21 protein-coding genes are annotated in these 18656 nt (G+C 64.0%); 5 read left to right on the plus strand and 16 right to left on the minus strand.

Translation table 11 applies throughout. The features are described from left to right. Positions 1 to 26 precede the first annotated feature (26 nt). The 13 genes from HNO52_RS10485 to HNO52_RS10545 all read right to left on the minus strand — a co-directional run bounded on the left by HNO52_RS10485 (position 27) and on the right by HNO52_RS10545 (position 11029). Entirely contained in the window at positions 27 to 782 is a 756-nt protein-coding gene (locus HNO52_RS10485) for a YciK family oxidoreductase (protein ID WP_197565281.1), read from the minus strand. A 27-nt stretch (positions 783 to 809) separates the two neighbouring features. Continuing rightward, on the minus strand, positions 810 to 1580 hold the full coding sequence (gene ybgF / locus HNO52_RS10490; RefSeq protein WP_197565282.1) for a tol-pal system protein YbgF: 771 nt from the start codon (positions 1578 to 1580) through the stop codon (positions 810 to 812). 36 nt (positions 1581 to 1616) lie between these two features. Continuing rightward, entirely contained in the window at positions 1617 to 2165 is a 549-nt protein-coding gene (pal, locus tag HNO52_RS10495) for a peptidoglycan-associated lipoprotein Pal (RefSeq protein ID WP_197565283.1), read from the minus strand. Between the two features lie 37 nt (positions 2166 to 2202). Beyond that, complete coding sequence (tolB, locus tag HNO52_RS10500; protein WP_197565284.1) at positions 2203 to 3498, minus strand: Tol-Pal system beta propeller repeat protein TolB; 1296 nt, start codon at positions 3496 to 3498, stop codon at positions 2203 to 2205. Then, positions 3498 to 4802, minus strand: coding sequence for a cell envelope integrity protein TolA (gene tolA, locus HNO52_RS10505; protein WP_197565285.1), 1305 nt, complete (start codon positions 4800 to 4802; stop codon positions 3498 to 3500). The genes tolB and tolA overlap by 1 nt, the downstream gene beginning before the upstream one ends. Positions 4803 to 4833: 31 nt before the next feature. Then, a complete protein-coding gene (gene tolR, locus HNO52_RS10510; protein WP_197565286.1) occupies positions 4834 to 5271 on the minus strand; it encodes a protein TolR in 438 nt (145 codons plus the stop codon). A gap of 12 nt (positions 5272 to 5283) precedes the next feature. Then, on the minus strand, positions 5284 to 5961 hold the full coding sequence (gene tolQ, locus HNO52_RS10515) for a protein TolQ (protein WP_197565287.1): 678 nt from the start codon (positions 5959 to 5961) through the stop codon (positions 5284 to 5286). A 35-nt stretch (positions 5962 to 5996) separates the two neighbouring features. After that, a complete protein-coding gene (ybgC, locus tag HNO52_RS10520) occupies positions 5997 to 6392 on the minus strand; it encodes a tol-pal system-associated acyl-CoA thioesterase (RefSeq protein ID WP_269476055.1) in 396 nt (131 codons plus the stop codon). Further along, positions 6389 to 7426, minus strand: a complete 1038-nt coding sequence (ruvB, locus tag HNO52_RS10525) for a Holliday junction branch migration DNA helicase RuvB (RefSeq protein WP_197565288.1) — start codon at positions 7424 to 7426, stop codon at positions 6389 to 6391. The genes ybgC and ruvB overlap by 4 nt, the downstream gene beginning before the upstream one ends. Before the next feature lie 87 nt (positions 7427 to 7513). Next, on the minus strand, positions 7514 to 8128 hold the full coding sequence (ruvA, locus tag HNO52_RS10530; RefSeq protein ID WP_197565289.1) for a Holliday junction branch migration protein RuvA: 615 nt from the start codon (positions 8126 to 8128) through the stop codon (positions 7514 to 7516). A gap of 134 nt (positions 8129 to 8262) precedes the next feature. Continuing rightward, positions 8263 to 8802 carry a crossover junction endodeoxyribonuclease RuvC gene (gene ruvC, locus HNO52_RS10535; RefSeq protein WP_197569184.1) on the minus strand — a complete coding sequence of 180 codons (540 nt, stop codon included), beginning with the start codon at positions 8800 to 8802 and terminating at the stop codon, positions 8263 to 8265. A 120-nt stretch (positions 8803 to 8922) separates the two neighbouring features. Then, positions 8923 to 10701: an aspartate--tRNA ligase gene (gene aspS / locus HNO52_RS10540; protein WP_197565290.1), complete on the minus strand. Its 1779-nt coding sequence runs from the start codon at positions 10699 to 10701 to the stop codon at positions 8923 to 8925. Positions 10702 to 10756: 55 nt separating this feature from the next. Continuing rightward, a complete protein-coding gene (locus HNO52_RS10545) occupies positions 10757 to 11029 on the minus strand; it encodes an FmdB family zinc ribbon protein (RefSeq protein WP_197565291.1) in 273 nt (90 codons plus the stop codon). 155 nt (positions 11030 to 11184) lie between these two features. Here HNO52_RS10545 and HNO52_RS10550 point away from each other — a divergent pair, with 155 nt between their 5' ends. Genes HNO52_RS10550 through HNO52_RS10560 form a run of 3 tightly spaced genes read left to right on the plus strand, consistent with a single transcriptional unit; the run spans position 11185 to position 13998 of the window. Further along, positions 11185 to 12132 carry a D-2-hydroxyacid dehydrogenase gene (locus tag HNO52_RS10550; RefSeq protein ID WP_197565292.1) on the plus strand — a complete coding sequence of 316 codons (948 nt, stop codon included), beginning with the start codon at positions 11185 to 11187 and terminating at the stop codon, positions 12130 to 12132. A 2-nt stretch (positions 12133 to 12134) separates the two neighbouring features. After that, positions 12135 to 13040: a ribokinase gene (locus HNO52_RS10555; RefSeq protein WP_197565293.1), complete on the plus strand. Its 906-nt coding sequence runs from the start codon at positions 12135 to 12137 to the stop codon at positions 13038 to 13040. Positions 13041 to 13056: 16 nt separating this feature from the next. After that, positions 13057 to 13998, plus strand: a complete 942-nt coding sequence (locus HNO52_RS10560; protein WP_197565294.1) for a nucleoside hydrolase — start codon at positions 13057 to 13059, stop codon at positions 13996 to 13998. A gap of 14 nt (positions 13999 to 14012) precedes the next feature. On the opposite strand, the gene HNO52_RS10565 is transcribed toward HNO52_RS10560, so the two are convergent. Then, positions 14013 to 14285, minus strand: a complete 273-nt coding sequence (locus HNO52_RS10565; protein ID WP_167110184.1) for an acylphosphatase — start codon at positions 14283 to 14285, stop codon at positions 14013 to 14015. A gap of 247 nt (positions 14286 to 14532) precedes the next feature. Here HNO52_RS10565 and HNO52_RS10570 point away from each other — a divergent pair, with 247 nt between their 5' ends. Next, positions 14533 to 15570 (plus strand): Glu/Leu/Phe/Val family dehydrogenase, encoded by a 1038-nt coding sequence (locus HNO52_RS10570; RefSeq protein ID WP_197565295.1) that lies wholly within the window; start codon positions 14533 to 14535, stop codon positions 15568 to 15570. A gap of 39 nt (positions 15571 to 15609) precedes the next feature. Here the strand turns inward: HNO52_RS10570 and HNO52_RS10575 are convergent, their stop codons facing one another. Next, positions 15610 to 16554, minus strand: a complete 945-nt coding sequence (locus HNO52_RS10575; protein ID WP_197565296.1) for a YihY/virulence factor BrkB family protein — start codon at positions 16552 to 16554, stop codon at positions 15610 to 15612. A gap of 100 nt (positions 16555 to 16654) precedes the next feature. On the opposite strand from HNO52_RS10575, the gene HNO52_RS10580 reads away from it, so the two are divergent. After that, a complete protein-coding gene (locus tag HNO52_RS10580) occupies positions 16655 to 17731 on the plus strand; it encodes a bifunctional nicotinamide-nucleotide adenylyltransferase/Nudix hydroxylase (RefSeq protein ID WP_197565297.1) in 1077 nt (358 codons plus the stop codon). Here HNO52_RS10580 and HNO52_RS10585 read toward each other — a convergent pair. Further along, complete coding sequence (locus HNO52_RS10585; RefSeq protein ID WP_197565298.1) at positions 17728 to 18645, minus strand: LysR substrate-binding domain-containing protein; 918 nt, start codon at positions 18643 to 18645, stop codon at positions 17728 to 17730. The two genes, HNO52_RS10580 and HNO52_RS10585, sit on opposite strands and share 4 nt — an antisense overlap. Positions 18646 to 18656 lie beyond the last annotated feature (11 nt).

An 18656-nucleotide genomic window follows, 5' to 3' on the forward strand; every position in this document is an offset into this window, starting at 1 on the left:
CTCAGGCAGGCCCGCGCAGCCATTTGTCACTTCGGCTGGGCGTCGAAGCGCTCGCCATTATGTCCGCGGCTGTCCGGTCCCATCAGCCACAGGTAGGTGGGCATGATCTCTTCCGGCGTGCGCAGGGTATTCGGGTCCTCCCCCGGATAGGCATTGACGCGCATCGCCGTGCGAGTCGCCCCTGGGTTGAGCGAGTTGACACGCAGCGTACCCAGGTGCTCAACCTCGTCGGCCAGGACTTCCATGAAGCCCTCGGTGGCGAACTTAGACACGGCATAAGCGCCCCAGAACGCGCGCCCTTTGCGCCCGACGCTGGATGAGGTGAACACAACCGACGAATCGGGCGAGGCCTGCAAAAGCGGCAGCAGAGCCTGAGTCATCCAGATCGGCCCGTTGATATTGACCTGCATCACCTGATCCCACAGCTCCGGATTGTACTGCTCGAAAGGCGTGATGCGCCCCAACAATCCAGCGTTATGCAGAACCCCATCGAGGCGACCGAACTCCCTGTCCAGGGTCTCGGCCATGTCGTGGTAATCCTTGTGCGTAGCGCCTTCGAAATTGAGCGGAAAAATGGCCGGTTGCGGACCACCGTCAGCTTCGATCTCGTCATAGACCTTTTCCAGCTTGCTGATCGTGCGGCCCAGCAGAATCACCGTAGCGCCATGGCGAGCGAAGGCCAGGGCGGCCGCACGACCGATACCATCACCGGCCCCCGTCACGAGGATGATGCGATCGGAAAGTAGATCGGCGGGCGCCACATAGTCGATCTTGCAGGTCATCTTGACTCCTTGGACGGTACCAGTCCCCTACAGGGACTGGCGCAGGAAATCGTTGGCAAGCCCGGCAGCACTACTGTCGGGGTAATCGTCACGCACGCGCTCGAGCAGCCCGCGACTCGCTTCGATTTCGCCCTGCCGTGCCTTGATCAGGCCCAGCTTGTACAGAGCATCGGGTACCTTGCTGCTCTGGGGGAAATTGTCGATGACTTGACGAAAGGCGGTTTCCGCCTGGTCCAGGTTGGCTTCCGCCGAGTGCAGCTCGCCCAGCCAGTAATAGCCGTTGGCGGTCAGGTTGGTGTCGGGATAGTCCTGCACGAAGGCGTTGAAAGCCGCGATCGCCTCATCGAACTGGCGCGCCTGCACCTTGGCGAAGGCAGACTGGTAGGCACTTTGCGCATCGGGGCTATTGCCGCTCGGCGAAGGCGTCTGCGCCACCTGTCGAGCCGACTCCTCATCAACCGGCGGGTTTGCTTCGATCCCGGCATTGCCGGCCATCAGCCGCTCATCCAGGTCGAGATACTGCTGGCGGGTCTGGCTGCGTAACTGCTCCAACTGATGGCGCAACTCCTCGATCTGACCACGCAGCTGCTGGATCTCGCGCTGATGCTCCTGCAACTGGTTGTACATCACCAGACTGCCACCGGCTTCTTCACGTACCTCGGCCTGTTCAAGGAACCCCCGCGGCTGTGCGGTGCGGTCTTCGACGATCGGACGCTGCTGGGCTTCTACAAGGCTTATCACGGACAGCGGGAGCACCAAGGCTCCCGCGCCGCACAGCCTTTTCAGACTGTGTCTCATGCTTCACTCCCTTGGCGCGCGGTTGCGCCAGTTCGCTCAGTAGGCAAACACAACGCGGCGATTCTGGGCACCGGCTTCCTCGCCACTGCCACGCACCGCCGGACGCTCTTCGCCATAGCTGACTACCTCGAGCTGTGACGGAGAGACGCCCTGCACTTCGAGGAAGCGCTTCACCGAGTTGGCACGCCGCTCACCCAGGGCCATGTTGTACTCGCGCGTGCCGCGCTCATCGGTATGGCCCTGCAGGACGACACGAGCACTGCCGCTGGAGCGCAGGAAGCGGGCGTGGGCTACCAGTACCGACTCGAATTCCGGGCGGATGCTGTCGCGGTCGTAATCGAAATAGATGGTGCGAACATCGGGGATACGCCCATCGGCTTGCTGGCCGGCGCGATCGCCGCTGACACCGGAGCCACTGACCTGGCCCGAGCCGGCGGTACCGGTACCGACACCGCCATTGGCGCCGGTGCCGGAGCCGGAGCCGTCCATGGACCCGTCACGGCTTCCCCCGGTGCTCGAACAGCCGGCAACCAGAGCCAGGGACAGGGCTATTGCCAGGGTTCTGGCATGCGACTTGAATTGCATCGTCAAACTCCTCACAGGATTCGAGTGACACGTACCGTTAGTTCAAGAATGGTGACCATGCAGGTTCGCGCACGTCACCCCGAGCCGAAGGCAGCCGATAGGACGCTCGCCCATCAGCCGACACGGCCCCCAACACCCCGCTGTTACCTTGCTGGGTGGCGAAGATTACCATGGTCCCGTTGGGCGCAACACTAGGGGACTCGTCACCCCGAGAGTCGCTGAGAACGACCAGGCGGCCGGAATCCAGATCCTGTCGCGCCACTTGATAACCATTGTTGCTGCGATGAATCAGGAACAGCGTCTCACCATCCGGTGAGACGCGTCCACGCGCATTGTAATTGCCCGTGAACGTCAAGCGTTCGGCCTCGCCGCCGCCGAAGCTGTAGCGATAGATTTGCGGCCCCCCGCTGCGATCCGAGGTGAAGACCAGGCTGCGCCCGTCAGGTGCCCAGGAGGGCTCGGTATCGATGCTCGAACTGTTGGTGATACGTTCGAGATTACGTGAACCAACGTCCATCACATAGATGTCCGGCTGTCCATCCTTCGACAGGGTCATGGCCAGGCGCCGTCCATCGGGCGACCAGGCAGGAGCTCCATTGATTCCGTCGAACGAGGTCAACCTGGTCCGCTGCCCGGTGTTCACGTCCTGCACGTAGATCGCCGGCCGCTCGGTCTCGAAGGAGACGTAGGCCAGTCGACGGCCATCCGGCGACCAGGACGGCGACAGAATCGGCTCGCGCGAATTCAGTACTTGCTGGCTGTTGTGGCCATCGGCATCGGCAACGTAGAGAGCGAACTGAGCGTCGTCACCGGTACCCTGTGCAGTGACATAGGCAATGCGGGTCGAGAAGGCCCCGCGGATGCCGGTGATGGCCTCGAAGATCTGATCACTGACAAAATGAGCGACGGCACGCAACTCGTTAGCGCCACCAGTGACGTTCTCGCCGAGCAAGCGGCGCTGTCCGCTGACGTCCATCAGTTCGTAGCGTATGCGATAGCCGTCGGCGCCACGACTGACCTGGCCCACTACCAGATAGCGTACGTCTAGCGCACTCCACTGGCCGTAACGAACCTGGTCGCCTGAACTGGGGCGGTCGTACATGGCTTCACGCGGCAGCGGCTCGAAGTAGCCGCTGCGCTGCAGATCATCACTGATGATCTGGGCCACGTCCTCGGGTAATTCCCCGCCATCAGCCGCGAACGGCACGATAGCGATGGGAGTAGCCCGATCGCTGCCACGGGTGATCTCGATGGTCAGGTCGTCCTGTGCATGAGCGAGCGCACCGAACATCAGCAACACGGCACTCAGCCAGAGGGTCATCAGGGCTTTCATCAGCGTACATCTCCCGGTGTGAATCGCAGATTGAACTGGCGGAAGTCACGTTGCGCCATTGGCGGCAATTGGCGCAGCTCGTTGAACGGTGCAGCAGCCTCCACTGCCTGAATTGCGGAGCGATCGAAGCTACTGTCTCCGCTGCTCTGGGTAATGGTAGCGCCAAACAACTCGCCCGAGGGACCCAACTGCACCTGAACGGTAGCGGCGAAGCTGCCGCTGGCCCCGGGCGGGATCACCCAGGCCTGCTCCACAGCGCGGCGGACCAGGTTGATGAAACTATTGGCCGCCTCCTGGCCCTGCCGGGCGTTGGCCACGCTATCCGACTCACCTTCAATGGCCCGCTCGAGCCCTTGAGACGCTGCCTCGGCCGCGCGTCGTGCTTCTTCCTCGCGCTGGCGTTGTGCTTCCGCCTCGGCTTCGCGTTGGCGTTGTGCTTCCGCCTCGGCTTCGCGTTGGCGTTGAGCTTCCGCTTCGGCCTCGCGTTGGCGTTGAGCTTCCGCCTCGGCCTCGCGTTGGCGTTGAGCTTCCGCCTCGGCCTCGCGTTGGCGTTGAGCTTCCGCCTCGGCCTCGCGCTGGCGTTGAGCTTCCGCCTCGGCTTCGCGTTGGCGTTGAGCTTCCGCCTCGGCCTCGCGTTGGCGTTGAGCTTCCGCCTCGGCTTCGCGTTGGCGTTGAGCTTCCGCCTCGGCTTCGCGTTGGCGTTGAGCTTCTGCCTCAGCCTCTTGCTGACGACGTGCTTCTTCTTCGGCGCGCCGCTGCTCCTCGAGCTGCCGCTGTCGCTCGGCTTCCTCGGCCGCTTCCTGCTGACGCTGGCGTTCGGCCTCTTGTTCCTCGCGTAGCTGGGCCTGTCGCTCGGCTTCCTCGGCGCGCCGCTGTGCTTCTGCCTCGGCCTCCTGCCTGGCCTCCTGCAGGCGACGAGCCTCTTCCTCACGTGCCGCCTGCTCCTGCTCGGCCTGACGCGTCTGCTCCTCGGCCTCGGCCTGCCGGGCCTCTTCCTCCTGACGTGCATCTTCCTCGGCCTGCTGCGCCTCTTCCTTCTGGCGAGTTTCCTCCTCGGCCTGGCGAGCCGCAGCACGCGCGCGGGCCTCCTCGGCGCGCTGTGCCTGGTCGGTGGTGGTCTCGGTGCTGATCAGCGTAGCCTGGACAATCGAGGTCGTCTCGGACTCCGGCTGACGCTGGGGCAGGCTTATCGTGCTGATCACCACGACCAGCACATGCAGACCAATGGCCAGCAGCACAGGCACGCCATAGCCAACACGACCCTTCTTTCGGGGGGCAGAGGAACCCCGCTGACGTCGAGCCATCACGTCTCCTACCTTCCTGATCAAAGGGCTCCTAATCACGCGGCGGCGGCTCGGAAATCAACCCGACATTGGCCACACCGGCCACCTGCAGGGTGCTCATCAGGGTCACGATTTCGCCATAGGGCACGTAGCGGTCGCCGCGCACCATGACCTGCGTACCGGGCTGACGATCGAGCAGGATGATCACGCGCTCACCAAGTTCATCGAGCTCCACGCTCGTCTCTTCCCCGCCGACCGACAGGAAATAGCCTCCCTCGCGATCCACCGACACGATGATCGGATCCTGGTTTTCCTCGGTCTCGATCGGCTCTGACGTGACCTGGGGCAACTCGACCTGCACGCCCTGGGTCAGCATCGGCGCGGTGATCATGAAGATGACCAGCAGTACGAGCATGACGTCGATGAAGGGAACGACATTGATCTCCCCCATCGGCTTGCGGCGCCCACTGCGATTGAACGGTCCATGCATGTCGCGACTCCCTCAGGCGGCGCCGGCTTCGCTGCGGCCCTGCAGATTGCGGTGCAGAATGGAGTGGAACTCCTCGGCGAAGTCCTCGTACTTACCCAGCATGCGATCGGACTCGGATGACAGGCGGTTGTAGAAGATGACTGCCGGGATGGCGGCGAACAGCCCCATGGCGGTAGCGATAAGCGCCTCGGCAATCCATGGAGCCACGGTAGCCAGAGTGGCCTGCTGGGCCATGGAGAGCGACTGGAACGAGCCCATGATGCCCCACACGGTGCCGAACAGCCCGATGTAGGGACTCGCCGACGCCACCGTGGCCAGGAACACCAGGTGCAGGGTCAGGCGCTCCTCTTCACGCGACCAGGCCACCCGCATGCTGCGCTGGACACCATCGAGAATGGCATCGGCGCTCTTGGTCTTGGCCATCAGGCGGTTGAATTCACGAAAGCCGGCACGAAAGACGTGTTCGGCACCCAGGGTCTCCTGCTCTGATGGTGTCTCGCGGTAGAGTTCGTTGAGGTCGACACCCGACCAGAAGCGCTCTTCGAAGGCCTGGTGCGCGCGGTGTGCCCGACGTAGCACGAAGGTGCGTTGAAAAATCACTACCCAGGAGAGAATCGAACCTATCACCAGGATCAGCATGACCAGCTGCACCACGGTGCTGGCGCTCATGATCAGGTGCGGTATTGACATGGAGTCGTTCACGGGCTTCCTCGCTGATCTTGCAGTTAACCGTTGAGAACCGCGGCCAATGCCGGCGGCCAAGGTATGGGTTTGAGGCGCGTGGCATCCACACAGGCGATGTCGACCTGCGCCTCGCATAAGGGTTCCCCGTCACGCATCACCGACTGAGCGAATCTCAGCCGGCAGCGACCGCTCGATTCAACGGCCACCGTGACCGAGAGATCGTCGTCGAGACGGGCGGGCTTGGCATAGCGACAGTCCAGCCGATGCACCACCAACTGGATGCCGGCTGCGAGCAGCTCACGCTGGGTGAAACCGTGCTGACGTAACCACTCGCTCCGCGCCCGCTCCATGTATTTCAGGTAGTTGACGTAATAGACGATCCCACCGGCATCGGTGTCCTCGATGTAGACGCGAAGCGGCAAGGTGAATGCTCTCACTGACGCACCTCGCCACTCGCGTCCTGAGCCTGCTCGTTGGGCACCAGGCCGAAATGCAGCCAGGCCTGGCGCGTGACCACCCGGCCGCGAGCCGTGCGCATCATCAAGCCTTGCTGAATCAAATAGGGCTCGATCACGTCCTCGATGGTATCGCGTTCCTCGCCGATCGCCGCCGCAAGCGAGTCGATGCCGACCGGGCCGCCGTCGAATTTCTCGATCATCGCCAGCAGCAGGCGACGATCCATATGGTCGAGCCCATGATGATCGACGTGCAGCATGTTCAGCGCCTGATCGGCAATGGCGGCATCCACCTTGCCGCTGGCGCGTACCTGAGCGTAGTCGCGCACCCGCCGCAGTAGGCGGTTGGCAATGCGCGGCGTACCCCGCGAACGCCGCGCCACCTCTCGCGCCCCATCGCGGTCCGCCTCGACGCCGAGCAGCCTGGCCGAGCGCGTCACGATCTCGGTGAGTTCCTCGATATCGTAGAACTCGAGGCGCTGGACGATGCCGAAACGGTCACGTAGCGGCGAAGTGAGCAGCCCCGCGCGGGTGGTCGCCCCCACCAGGGTAAAGGGGGGCAGGTCGAGCTTGATGGAGCGCGCCGCCGGGCCTTCGCCGATGACGATATCGAGCTGGAAGTCTTCCATCGCGGGATAGAGGATCTCCTCCACCACCGGCGAGAGGCGATGGATCTCGTCGATGAACAGCACGTCGCCCGGCTGCAGGTTGGTGAGCATGGCGGCAAGGTCGCCGGCACGCTCCAGCACCGGGCCCGAAGTGGACTTGAGCCCGACCCCCATCTCGGCAGCGATGATATTGGCCAGGGTGGTCTTGCCCAGCCCCGGCGGGCCGAACACCAGCGTATGGTCGAGACTCTCGTCGCGACCACGCGCGGCAGAGATGAAGATATCCAGTTGCTCGCGCACGCGCGGCTGACCGATGTACTCGGCTAGGCGCTTGGGGCGAATCGCATAGTCGACGCGACTCTCGCCCTCGCGCTCGTCGGCAGCGATCAAGCGATCATTGTCAATCATGTCGTACACTCGCGGCGCTCATGAGAATTCCCTTCTATCACCGACCGGACGACGCTGGTACTCGAGGCGGCCCGCGCCATGCTGCACCTAGCCAGCCATGCGCCTGGTCAGGGCCGCCTTGATCATGGCCTCGGTCGAAAGGCCCTCGCCCAGCCCCGAGAGCATCTTGGTCGCCTCGGTGGGCTTGTAGCCCAGGCTGACCAACGCGGCTTCGGCATCGGCCAGCGGATCCTGACGTTCCCGCCCCGCGCCGGGCGCCGTCGCGGCATCCGCCAGGTCGGTCGCCCCCGGGTGCTCCCAGTGGGGAAAGCGGTCGCGCATCTCGATGATCAAACGCTCGGCGGTTTTCTTGCCGACCCCGGGCAGCCGCGTCAACGACTTGGCATCGTCCTCCATCACGCAGCGGATGAAGGCCGCCTCGTCCATGCCGGAGAGAATGGCCAGAGCCAGCTTGGGGCCGATACCGTTGACGCGAATCAATGCACGGAACAGCGCCCGCTCCTGCTCGCGGACAAAGCCGAACAGCAGGTGGGCGTCCTCGCGCACGGTAAGGTGCGTATAAAGTGAAACGGTCTCCCCCACCCCAGGCAATGCCACCAGGGTCGTCATGGAAGCTTCGAGTTCATAGCCGACCCCGGCCACGTCCACGACCAACCAGGGCGGTTGCTTGTCGAGCAGGGTGCCACGCAGGCGTCCGATCATGGAGTCCGATATCCCGATCCGAATACATCCAGGCTCAAGGCCTTCCTGGCGCCACTATACTGGTCGCTCAAGCGGCTGACCAGTCTATGGTAAACGGTGTTCGAGAATTAACCGCCGAAGCTGACGTCGCGCTTTCAAGGTTGGAAATCGCGCCACGAGCCTCCACGACGGCGGGAGCGATGCCCACCGAAACTGCCCTGACTGAGCAAGCCGAGCCTGGCGTGGGCGTGAGTCAGGGCGATGGCCAGTGCATCCGCGGCGTCGGCCTGGGGAGTGCCGTCGAGCCCAAGAACCGCGACCACCATGTGCTGCACCTGCGCCTTGGTCGCCCCGCCGCTACCCGTCACCGCCTGCTTGATCTGCCGCGGCCCGTACTCGCTCACCGGCAGGCCGTGATTGGCCGCACAGACGATCGCCGCACCACGTGCCTGCCCCAGCTTGAGCGCCGAATCGGGGTTCTTCGACATGAACACCTGCTCGATGGCCAGCTCGCCCGGGCGATGCAGAGCGATCAGCTCGGTAATGCCGGCGTAGATGCGCGCCAGGCGCTGGGGCAGCGCCACGTCCTGCAAGCGGAGGCAGCCACTGGCCACGTAGCGCGGCCTGGGCGCACTCACGTCGAGCACGCCGTAGCCAGTGATGCGGGAGCCCGGGTCGATACCGAGAATCAGCACGGCGAATGCTCGATCGAGGGATTCATGGCCAGGTTCATCGGACACCGCTCTGGTGGAGTCGTGAAACCGGCGCCCAGAGGGCGCCGGTCAGGTACATGCAGCAACGAGAGGACGAGAGCGTCACTCCTGCCCTTCCACCTTGGCCTTCTGGCGCAGACGGATGTTGAGTTCGCGCAGCTGCTCGACGCTCACCTCGCCCGGCGCATCGGTCATCAGGCAGGCTGCACTCTGGGTCTTCGGGAAGGCGATCACTTCCCGGATGGTGCGCGAACCCGCCATCAGCATGACCAGGCGGTCGAGGCCGAAGGCCAGGCCACCGTGGGGCGGCGCACCGTAGTGCAGGGCATCGAGCAGGAAGCCGAACTTCTCGCGGGCCTCCTCTTCACCGATGCCGAGGATCTCGAACACGGTGCTCTGCATCTGCTGGTCGTGGATACGGATCGAGCCGCCGCCGAGCTCGGTGCCATTGAGCACCATGTCATAGGCCCGCGAGAGCGCTGCGGCCGGGTTGGCCTTGAGCTCCTCGGGGCTGCACGAAGGCGAAGTGAACGGATGGTGAAGCGGGCTCAGGCGGCCGTTGTCGTCGCTCTCGAACATGGGAAAGTCGACTACCCACAGCGGTGCCCAGTCACGGGTATAGAGGTTGAGATCCTCACCCAGCCTGACCCGCAACGCACCGAGGGCCTCGTTGACGACGTAGGTCTTGTCGGCACCGAAGAAGACGATATCGCCATCCTCGGCGCCGATGCGGTCGAGCAGATCCTCGATCACGTTCCCCATGAACTTGACGATCGGCGATTGCAGGCCCTCGAGACCCTTGGCGCGGTCGTTGACCTTGATCCAGGCCAGGCCCTTGGCGCCGTAGATGCCGACGAACTTGGTGTAGTCGTCGATCACCTTGCGCGACATGCTGGCTCCGCCCGGCACCTTCAGCGCCGCTACGCGGCCGTCATCGGCATTGGCCGGGCCGGAGAAGACCTGAAAATCGACCTGCTTCATCAGGTCGTCGACGTCGACCAGCATCAGCGGGATGCGCAGATCGGGCTTGTCGGAGCCGTAGCAATCCATGGCGTCGGCCCAGGTCATGCGCGGAAACTCGGGCAGCTCGACATCGAGCACGTCCTGGAACAGCTCGCGGATCATGGTCTCGGTGACGCCCATGATGTCCCCTTCTTCGACGAAGGAGGCCTCGATGTCGATCTGGGTGAACTCCGGCTGACGGTCGGCGCGCAGGTCCTCGTCGCGGAAACACTTGGCGATCTGGTAGTAGCGATCGAAGCCCGCCACCATCAACAACTGCTTGAACAGCTGCGGCGACTGCGGCAGGGCAAAGAAGCTACCCGGATGGGTGCGGCTCGGCACAAGATAGTCGCGGGCACCCTCGGGCGTGGCGCGGGTCAGGATCGGCGTCTCGATGTCGAGAAAACCCTGCCCTTCCAGGAAGGCGCGCACATGGTGCGAGATGCGCGAACGCAGGCGCAGCTTCTCGATCATTTCGGGGCGGCGCAGATCGATGTAGCGGTGCTTGAGACGCACCTCCTCGCCGACCTTGCCGTGCTCATCGAGCTGGAACGGCGGCGTGGCCGCCGTGTTCAGCACTTCGACGTCCTTGGCCAGCACTTCGATCATCCCGGTGGGCATCTTGGGGTTCTGTGTGCCCTCGGGGCGCAGCCGCACACGGCCGGAGACGCGCAGCACGAATTCGCTGCGCGCGCGGTCGGCAGTGGCGAAGGCCTCGGCGGTATCGGGGTCGACCACGACCTGGGCGACGCCGTCGCGATCGCGCATGTCGAGGAAGATCACGCCCCCGTGGTCACGGCGGCGGTGAACCCAGCCGCACAGGGTGACCGTCTGGTCCACCAGGGTCTCGTTGAGCTGGCCGCAATAATGGCTGCGCATGTCGTATCCTGTATTCGTTAAGCGTTGTCAGTAAAAGTGTCGGTATCGGTCACGGTCAGGCCGCGGCGCCGTCCTTCGCCGGCGCCTTGCTCTCCTTGCTATCTCCGCCGCCGCTACTCGAGTCGCCAGCCAGGTTCTTCTTGCTACCGGACTTGAAGTCGGTTTCGTACCAGCCGCCACCGGCCAGACGGAAGCCCGCGGCGGAAACCAGGCGCCCGAGCGCCGGTGCTTCGCAGGCGGGACAATCGGTCAGGGGGGCGGCGCTGAGCTTCTGGAGTTTCTCCAGGCGGTGGCCGCAGGCCTTGCACTGATATTCATAGATGGGCATGGTTCAATTCACTCCTGATTCGACAGCGCGCAACCAACGGCGATATAGGGTCGTGCGGCGTACTTTCCAAGCCTGCCGTGAAAGCCCGATAGTATAACGTGCCTGACAAGGCCTGTCCCAGCCTTGCCGCGGCGAACCAACACAAGGAATACAGCATGAAAGCCGTGATACTCGATGCCGCTAGTCTGGGCCCCGACATCGACCTTGCCGCCATTCGCGAACAGGTCGATACGCTGGACGTTCACCAGACTAGCACTACCGCCCAGAGCCGCGAACGGCTGGCGGGCGCCGAGATCGCCATCGTCAACAAGGTCGTACTCGATGCCGCCACCCTCGAGGCACTGCCCGAGCTCAAGCTGATCTGCGTGCTGGCGACGGGCACCAACAACATCGATATCGCGACGGCCGAGCAGCTGGGCATTCCGGTACGCAACGTCACGGCCTACGGCACCGCCAGCGTGGCCCAGCATACCTTGATGATGATCCTGGCCCTGGCCAACCGCTTGCCGCTCTATCAGCGTGACGTGGCAACCGGGCGCTGGAGCGAGAGCCCCTTCTTCTGCCTGATGGATCACGCCACGCTGCAGCTCGAGGGCAAGCACATGGTCATCCTCGGCCAAGGCGAGCTGGGCAGCCGCGTGGCGGCCCTGGCCGAGGCCTTCGGCATGCGCGTGACTTTCGCTGCTCGCCCCGGCAACGAGGGCAACGACCGCCGCCCCGGCATTGCCGAACTCGCTCCCGAGGCCGACGTGATCAGCCTGCACTGCCCGCTCACCGAGGCCACCCGCCACCTGGTCGACGCCGCCCTGCTCTCCACGCTGAAGCCCGGCGCCCTGCTGGTGAACTGCGCCCGCGGTGGCATCATCGACGAGGAAGCCGCGCTACTGGCTCTGCGAGAAGGTCGCCTGGGCGGCCTGGGCGTCGACGTGCTGCCGGTGGAACCGCCGCGCGACGGTCATCCGCTGCTCGACGCCTTGTCCGAGCCGCTCAACCTGATCGTCACTCCTCACAGTGCCTGGATCACACCCGAAGCGCGTCAGCGCATCGTCGCGCTCACCGCCGACAACCTGAGCCACTGGAAAGCTCAACGGAACGGAACCTGACCATGCTGCATAACCTGGGCTCGATCAATCTCGACCACTTCTATCGCGTGCCGCATCTGGTGCACCCCGGCGAGACGCTGGCCAGCCGCAGCTACCATGTCGGCCTAGGCGGCAAGGGCGCCAATCAATCATTGGCCATGGCCATGGCGGGCGGTCAGGTATGCCACTGGGGGCGGCTGGGCCGACAGGATAGCTGGGCCCGCGACCGGCTGGCCCGCGCCGGTGTGGACGTCACCCATGTCGAGCTTGTCGACGAAGCCAGCGGACATGCCATCATCCAAGTGGATGATCGCGGCGAGAACACCATCATCCTGCATCCCGGCGCCAACCACGGCTTCACCCGCCAGCACCGCGAAGCCCTGTGCGACGCCGCCCGGCCCGGCGACTGGCTACTGGTACAGAACGAATGCAATGCCCTGCCCGAACTGCTCGAATGCGCACGCAGCCAAGGCCTCGCCGTCGCCTTCAACCCCGCCCCGATGAGCGACACGGTACTCGAGCTGCCGCTCAATGCCTGTGAGCTGCTGTTCGTCAACCGCGGCGAGGCCGCCTGGCTCACCGGCCTGCCCGAGGAGAGTGACGCCCAGGTGCTGCTCGAGGGGCTATGCGAACGACTGCCGCAAACGGCTACGGTACTGACACTAGGCAGCGAAGGCGCCTGGTACCAGTCGGGCGAAGAGCGGCATTTCCAGCCTGCCCTGCCGGTCGAGCCAGTGGACACCACCGGAGCCGGTGACACCTTTATCGGCTACTTCATGGCGGCGTTGCAGAAGCAGCGCACCATTCACGACTGCCTGGCGCTTGCCGCCCATGCCGCAGCACTGGGCGTACAACACCCGGGTGCCGCCGACAGTATTCCGACGCGCGACGAGGTCGAGCGGTACCTCACCCGGCAATCCAGTCCCTGACACACAAGGAGGCAACGTGTCACATCCGATCATCTTCGATACCGACCCTGGCGTCGACGACGCCCAGGCCATCGCCATCGCCTTGCGCCATCCCGAGATAGAACTACTCGGGCTGACCACCACCTACGGCAACGTCGACATCGAAACCGCCACTCACAACGCCCTGCTGCTGAGCGAGCTGGCCGGCCGTGAAATACCGGTCGCCCAGGGCGCTGCCGGCCCCATGGTCAAGCCGCGCCATCCGGCGCCCGCCCATATCCATGGCGCCAACGGACTGGGCAACATCGAGCTACCCGACGTAAGAGGAAAGAAAGACCCGCGCAGCGCCGCGCAATTCATCGTCGATACGGTCAATGCACGCCCCGGAGAGGTCACTCTGGTGGCGGTGGGGCCGGTAGGCAACCTGGCGGCTGCCCTGCAACTCGACCCGGGACTCACCGAGAAGGTCAAGCGTGTGGTGGTCATGGGCGGCTCGATACGTGAGGGCGGCAACGTGACACCGGTGGCCGAGGCCAACATGTACAACGACCCCCACGCCGCCCAGCGCGTACTCACCGCCGGTTGGCCATTGGTCCTGGTAGGCCTCGACGTGACGCATCGCTGCGTACTGACACAAGAACACATGCAGCGCATCGAAGCGGGCCAGGGCGAGCTGGGCAAGATCCTAGCCGGCAGCTACGCTTTCTACCGCGACTTCTACCGTGAGTTCCTCGGTATCGACGGCTGCTGCCCCCACGACAGCTGTGCACTGGCCTGGCTGCTGCGCCCTGAGCTGTTCACCACTGCTCCGGGGCATCTATCGGTCGTCACCGACGGCATCGCTGAAGGTCAGACCCTGTTCGCTCCCGAGGGACGCGGCTTCATCCAGGATCGCTGGTCGCAAACACCTCTGGCGGAGGTGTGCCTCGAAGTGGACGGTGAAGCCGTCGTCGAATGGATCGCCGACACCCTGAGCTAAAGGCTTCCCCGATATTACAGGCAGACGAAACAATCCGGGTCGCGACACTCGATCGATTCCAGTTCGACGTGCGTGACCCGGGCATTGGGCGGGCCCTGCCACAGCCACGATGCCACCTGGTTGACCGCCTCGCCATTGCCGCACAACAGCACCTCGACTTGACCGTCGGGCCGGTTCTTGGCGTGGCCGGTCAAGCCATGCTGGAGCGCCTGCTCCTGAACCGCCCGCCGATACCACACGCCCTGCACCTTGCCGGCCACCAGGGCTTTCACGCAGCGCTTGCTCATTCTTCCCTCCTCCTCGCTCCGTCAGCTCGTGCTCGTGCTTTCAAGTCTGGCTTCTTACGTCAAACCTCGATAGTACGCCGTAATCATCGCACCAGAGCATAAGCGGGATTCCAGCCGGCTGCCCATATGCTCTAATCTTGATAATAGGGATGCGGACTTGCCACAAGCAAAGATCGCCCCCGCGGACGCGGTGCCAACCACTGCGTTCCAGACCACAACAACGGATCCTCACGAGGGAGATAACGCCATGCGGGTCTTCGATCACCCCGAGTTCGAGCATCACCAGCAGATCGTCTTCGGCAGCGATGAAGCCAGCGGACTGCGCGCCATCATTGCCATCCACGATACACGCCGAGGCCCTGCCTTGGGCGGCTTGCGCATCTATCCCTATGCCAGCGAAGCCGAGGCACTGACCGACGTGTTGCGTCTTTCGCGCGGCATGACCTATAAGTCGGCCTTGGCCAACCTGCGCCTCGGCGGTGGCAAGGCGGTGATCATCGCCGACCCCCGCCGCGACAAGACACCCGACATGCTGCGTGCAATGGGCCGATTGGTGGAATCGCTGGGTGGGCGCTACATCACCGCCGAGGACTCCGGCAGCGGCGAAGAGGACATGCGCCTCATACGTCAGGAGACTCGTCACGTCAGCGGCCTGAGCCGCGGCGATGACTCCGGCGATCCCTCGCCTTTCACCGCCCATGGTGTGTTCTGTGCACTGAAGAGCGCCGTCCGCCATCGCTTCGGTCGCGACGAGCTCGAGGGGCTGCGCGTGGCCATCCAAGGCGTTGGCCATGTCGGCGCACACCTGGCCCGCGAGCTACACGAGGCAGGCGCCAACCTGGTGTTGACCGACGTTGATCGCGACAACCTGGGCATGCTGGCCGAGGAACTGGGGGCGGAGAGCGTGGCGCCCGAGGCAATTTTCGATGCCGAGGTAGACGTCTTCTCGCCCTGCGCCATGGGCGCAGTGCTGACCGCGGAGGTAGCCGACCGGCTCAGGGCCAAGGTGGTCTGCGGGGCAGCCAACAACCAGCTGGCCACATCCGGCGTGGCGGGACGCCTGCATGCACGCGGCATCCTCTATGCACCCGACTATGTCGCCAACGCCGGGGGAGTCATCGATGTGGAAGCCCAACGCCACGACCGCTACGACCGAGAGGCCGTGATGCGCCACGTGGAGCGAATTACCGCCACCATGGACGAGATACTCACGCGCGCCAGAATCGAAGACAAGAACCCGGCGGAAATTGCCGACCAATTGGCCCGCGAGCGCCTTGCCATTTGATACGTGCCGTGCCGGGCGCTAGCGCTCGGCACGCTGCGATCACTCGTTGACCAATTCGCGTTTGACGATGACGGCGCTGTTGCGTGGCACGATGTCCCGACCCATCCCGACCAGGTAGCAGCGGGTGAAGGCGGCACCGAACAGCAGGATCAGGGAGCTGTAGTAGACCCACAGCAGAACCATTACCACCGAGCCGGCGGCGCCATAGGTCGATGCGGTGGCGGTATAGGCCAGATAGGAGGCGATGGCACTGCGACCGATGGCAAACAGCAGTGCCGTGACCAGCGCTCCCAGCAACACGTCCCGCCAGCTCAGCACCACGTCGGGCAGCACTTTGAAAATGGTAGCGAACAAGGCTGCGATCACCGCCATGGAAATCAAGAATTCCGCCCCGGCCGTCAATGGACCGACCAGCGGCATGGCATCGCCGATGGCCTGCAGCATGGCTCGCACCATCACGCCGATGAGTAACGACACGAGCAGAATGAAACCGATGGCGAGCACCACCGCAAGCGACAGCAGCCGCTGTTTGAGAAAGACCAGGATACTGTTGCGGCTGGGCTTGGCCGTCACCCCCCAGATCATGTTGAGCGAGTATTGCATCTGGGCGAACACCGTAGTGGCCCCCACCAGCAGACCGCCGATCCCAAGCAGGGTCGGCACGAGGCCCGATTCCTCAAGACGCGACTGCGCCACGGCCTGCTCGATCGCCTTTGCGGCCTCCGTGCCCAAGGCGCCCTCGAGCTGTCCGACGATCTGACCTTGGGCGGCCTCCGCGCCGAATACCACGCCGATCACGGCGACGGCGATGATGACCGTCGGGGCAAGAGAGAAGAGGGTATAGAAAGCCAACGATCCGGCATAACTGAATGCATTCCTCTCCAACCACAGGCTGAACGCTTGCCGAACCGTATTCCACCAGAATTTCAGCGAGAGACCGCGCACGACACCTCCTCCATGGCAAGTTGCCTCCGTTCCCAGCATACCCAACCGCAGTGCTCCTGTCGGCCGGCGGCTTGCATTGCAGCCCTGTACCGACCACGCCCATAATAGGCCCCCCGAGCCACCAGCGAAGGATTTACCGATGAGCGATACCGATCATGAGTTCGACTGTCTCGTATTCATCGGTCGTTTCCAGCCCCCGCATCTGGGGCACTTGGCGGTGATCAACGAGGCTCTGCGCCATGCGCGTCAGGTAATCGTGCTGGTGGGCTCGGCCTGGCAGGCGCGTTCGTTGCGCAATCCGTGGCGTTTCGATGAACGCCAGGAGCTTCTGCGCAGTTGCTTCGATGAGGAGGAAAACGCGCGGCTAGAGATCGTGCCGCTACTGGATGCGCTCTACAACGACGACGTCTGGGTACGTGACGTGCAGCGCAAGGTGCGGCAGATCGCCGGGCATCACCACGCCCGGCTACCACGCATCGGCCTGATCGGAGCCAGCCGCGGCCAGTCGAGCTACTACCTGTCGCTATTTCCCCAATGGGAGTCCGTCAGCGTGCCGCTGGTCGACGGCATCTCGGCCAGCCAGATCCGCGAGCGGCTGTTTCGATCCCCCTCCTCCACCGAGGATTACCTCAGCACCGGGGCAACCCACGACTTGCCTCCCGGCGTGTGCGAGGCGCTGCGTCGCTTCGCCGGCAGCGATGCCCACCAGCAACTGATGGAGGAGCAGAAACTGCTCGAGCAGTATCGTCAGGCCTGGGTCAACGCGCCCTACCCGCCTATCTTCGTTACCGTCAACGCCGTGGTGGTGCAATCCGGCCACGTGCTGCTGGTACGCCGCACCGCAGCTCCCGGCAAGGGCCTGCTGGCACTGCCCGGCGGCTTCATCAACCCCCACGAGCGTCTGCTCGATGCCTGCCTGCGCGAACTGCGTGAACGGGTCCGACTCAAGGTGCCGGAACCGGTACTCAAGGGCTCGCTGCGCGGCCAGCGACTGTTCGACGAGCCCCACCGCAGCTGGCGTGGCCGCACTCTCGCGGAAGCCTTCTATTTCGCACTGCGCCCCGATCAACAACTCCCCCAGCTCAAGCCGGTCAAGGGTGGCGATCATGCGCGCTGGGTACCGCTGGCCGAACTCGAACCCGACAGCTTGTTCGAGGACCACTTCTTCATCATCCAGAATTTTCTCGGCCTGCCGGCCGATTTCGGTGGGGTTTAAGCTTGGAGGAAATCGCGCGGCAACTTCATCATCTGCCGCCACAGCTTCTCGACGCCCGGCTTGTGTACCAGCGAGCAGCGATAGAGGCGAATCTCCAGCGGAACATCCCACTTCTCGCCGCCGGCCCGCACCAGCTTGCCGCTCTTGAGCTCTTCACGCACGCAGAAATCGGGAATCCAGGCCAGTCCGACTCCTTGCAGGACCATGCCCTTGAGCCCCTCGGCCATCGCGGTTTCATAGACGGTGCGCAAGCGCAGCCGCAGCGGATCGTTCTTGAGCAGCATGCGTACGCTACGCCCGAGAAAGGCGCCCTGGGTATAGGACAGATAGGGAATGGTGTCCTTGCTCTCGAGGCTGAAGCGAGGCTTGCCCTTGGGGTCGGGAAGGCTGACCGGCAGCATCTTGACCTGGCCGATGGAGAACGAGGGAAATACTTCGGCATCCAACTGCATGGTGGCGTAGGGATCATGGTAAGCCAGCATCAAGTCACAGTTGCCTTCGCGCAGCACGTGAATCGCCTCGCCCACGTTCATGGCCACCAGGCGCGTCGGCAACTCCCCCAATCCTTCCTGAAGCCGCGAGATCCACTCGGGGTAGAAGCTCAGCGCCAGAGAATGGGCGGCGACGATGTCCAGCGCTTCACGTGCCATGGACACGCCGCGCAAGTGGCCCAGACACTCGTTGAGCTGCTCCACCAGATTACGCGCCGTAATCAGAAAGAGCTGCCCTTCGGGCGTCAGATTGATCGGGGTGGTGGAACGGTCGACGAGGGTCACTCCCACCGCCTGTTCCAGCGCCCGAATACGACGACTGAAGGCGGGCTGGGTGACATGACGCTGCCGGGCGGAGGCAGAGAAGCTGCGGGTGTTGGCCAGGGCCACGAAATCTTCCAGCCACTTTGTCTCGAGGTTCACCGGGACTCCCG

Source organism: Halomonas sp. MCCC 1A13316 (assembly GCF_014931605.1).
Taxonomy (GTDB): Bacteria; Pseudomonadota; Gammaproteobacteria; order Pseudomonadales; family Halomonadaceae; genus Halomonas.

Coding starts and splice junctions, on each gene's coding strand:
- tolA (WP_197565285.1), bottom strand. CDS start 4,802: ATGGCTCGACGTCAGCGGGGTTCCTCTGCCCCCCGAAAGAAGGGTCGT.
- HNO52_RS10575 (WP_197565296.1), bottom strand. CDS start 16,554: ATGCTGGGAACGGAGGCAACTTGCCATGGAGGAGGTGTCGTGCGCGGT.
- tolQ (WP_197565287.1), bottom strand. CDS start 5,961: ATGTCAATACCGCACCTGATCATGAGCGCCAGCACCGTGGTGCAGCTG.
- ruvB (WP_197565288.1), bottom strand. CDS start 7,426: ATGATTGACAATGATCGCTTGATCGCTGCCGACGAGCGCGAGGGCGAG.
- ruvA (WP_197565289.1), bottom strand. CDS start 8,128: ATGATCGGACGCCTGCGTGGCACCCTGCTCGACAAGCAACCGCCCTGG.
- tolR (WP_197565286.1), bottom strand. CDS start 5,271: ATGCATGGACCGTTCAATCGCAGTGGGCGCCGCAAGCCGATGGGGGAG.
- HNO52_RS10555 (WP_197565293.1), top strand. CDS start 12,135: ATGCTGCATAACCTGGGCTCGATCAATCTCGACCACTTCTATCGCGTG.
- HNO52_RS10550 (WP_197565292.1), top strand. CDS start 11,185: ATGAAAGCCGTGATACTCGATGCCGCTAGTCTGGGCCCCGACATCGAC.
- HNO52_RS10570 (WP_197565295.1), top strand. CDS start 14,533: ATGCGGGTCTTCGATCACCCCGAGTTCGAGCATCACCAGCAGATCGTC.
- HNO52_RS10565 (WP_167110184.1), bottom strand. CDS start 14,285: ATGAGCAAGCGCTGCGTGAAAGCCCTGGTGGCCGGCAAGGTGCAGGGC.
- HNO52_RS10485 (WP_197565281.1), bottom strand. CDS start 782: ATGACCTGCAAGATCGACTATGTGGCGCCCGCCGATCTACTTTCCGAT.
- aspS (WP_197565290.1), bottom strand. CDS start 10,701: ATGCGCAGCCATTATTGCGGCCAGCTCAACGAGACCCTGGTGGACCAG.
- HNO52_RS10580 (WP_197565297.1), top strand. CDS start 16,655: ATGAGCGATACCGATCATGAGTTCGACTGTCTCGTATTCATCGGTCGT.
- HNO52_RS10545 (WP_197565291.1), bottom strand. CDS start 11,029: ATGCCCATCTATGAATATCAGTGCAAGGCCTGCGGCCACCGCCTGGAG.
- tolB (WP_197565284.1), bottom strand. CDS start 3,498: ATGAAAGCCCTGATGACCCTCTGGCTGAGTGCCGTGTTGCTGATGTTC.
- pal (WP_197565283.1), bottom strand. CDS start 2,165: ATGCAATTCAAGTCGCATGCCAGAACCCTGGCAATAGCCCTGTCCCTG.
- ybgF (WP_197565282.1), bottom strand. CDS start 1,580: ATGAGACACAGTCTGAAAAGGCTGTGCGGCGCGGGAGCCTTGGTGCTC.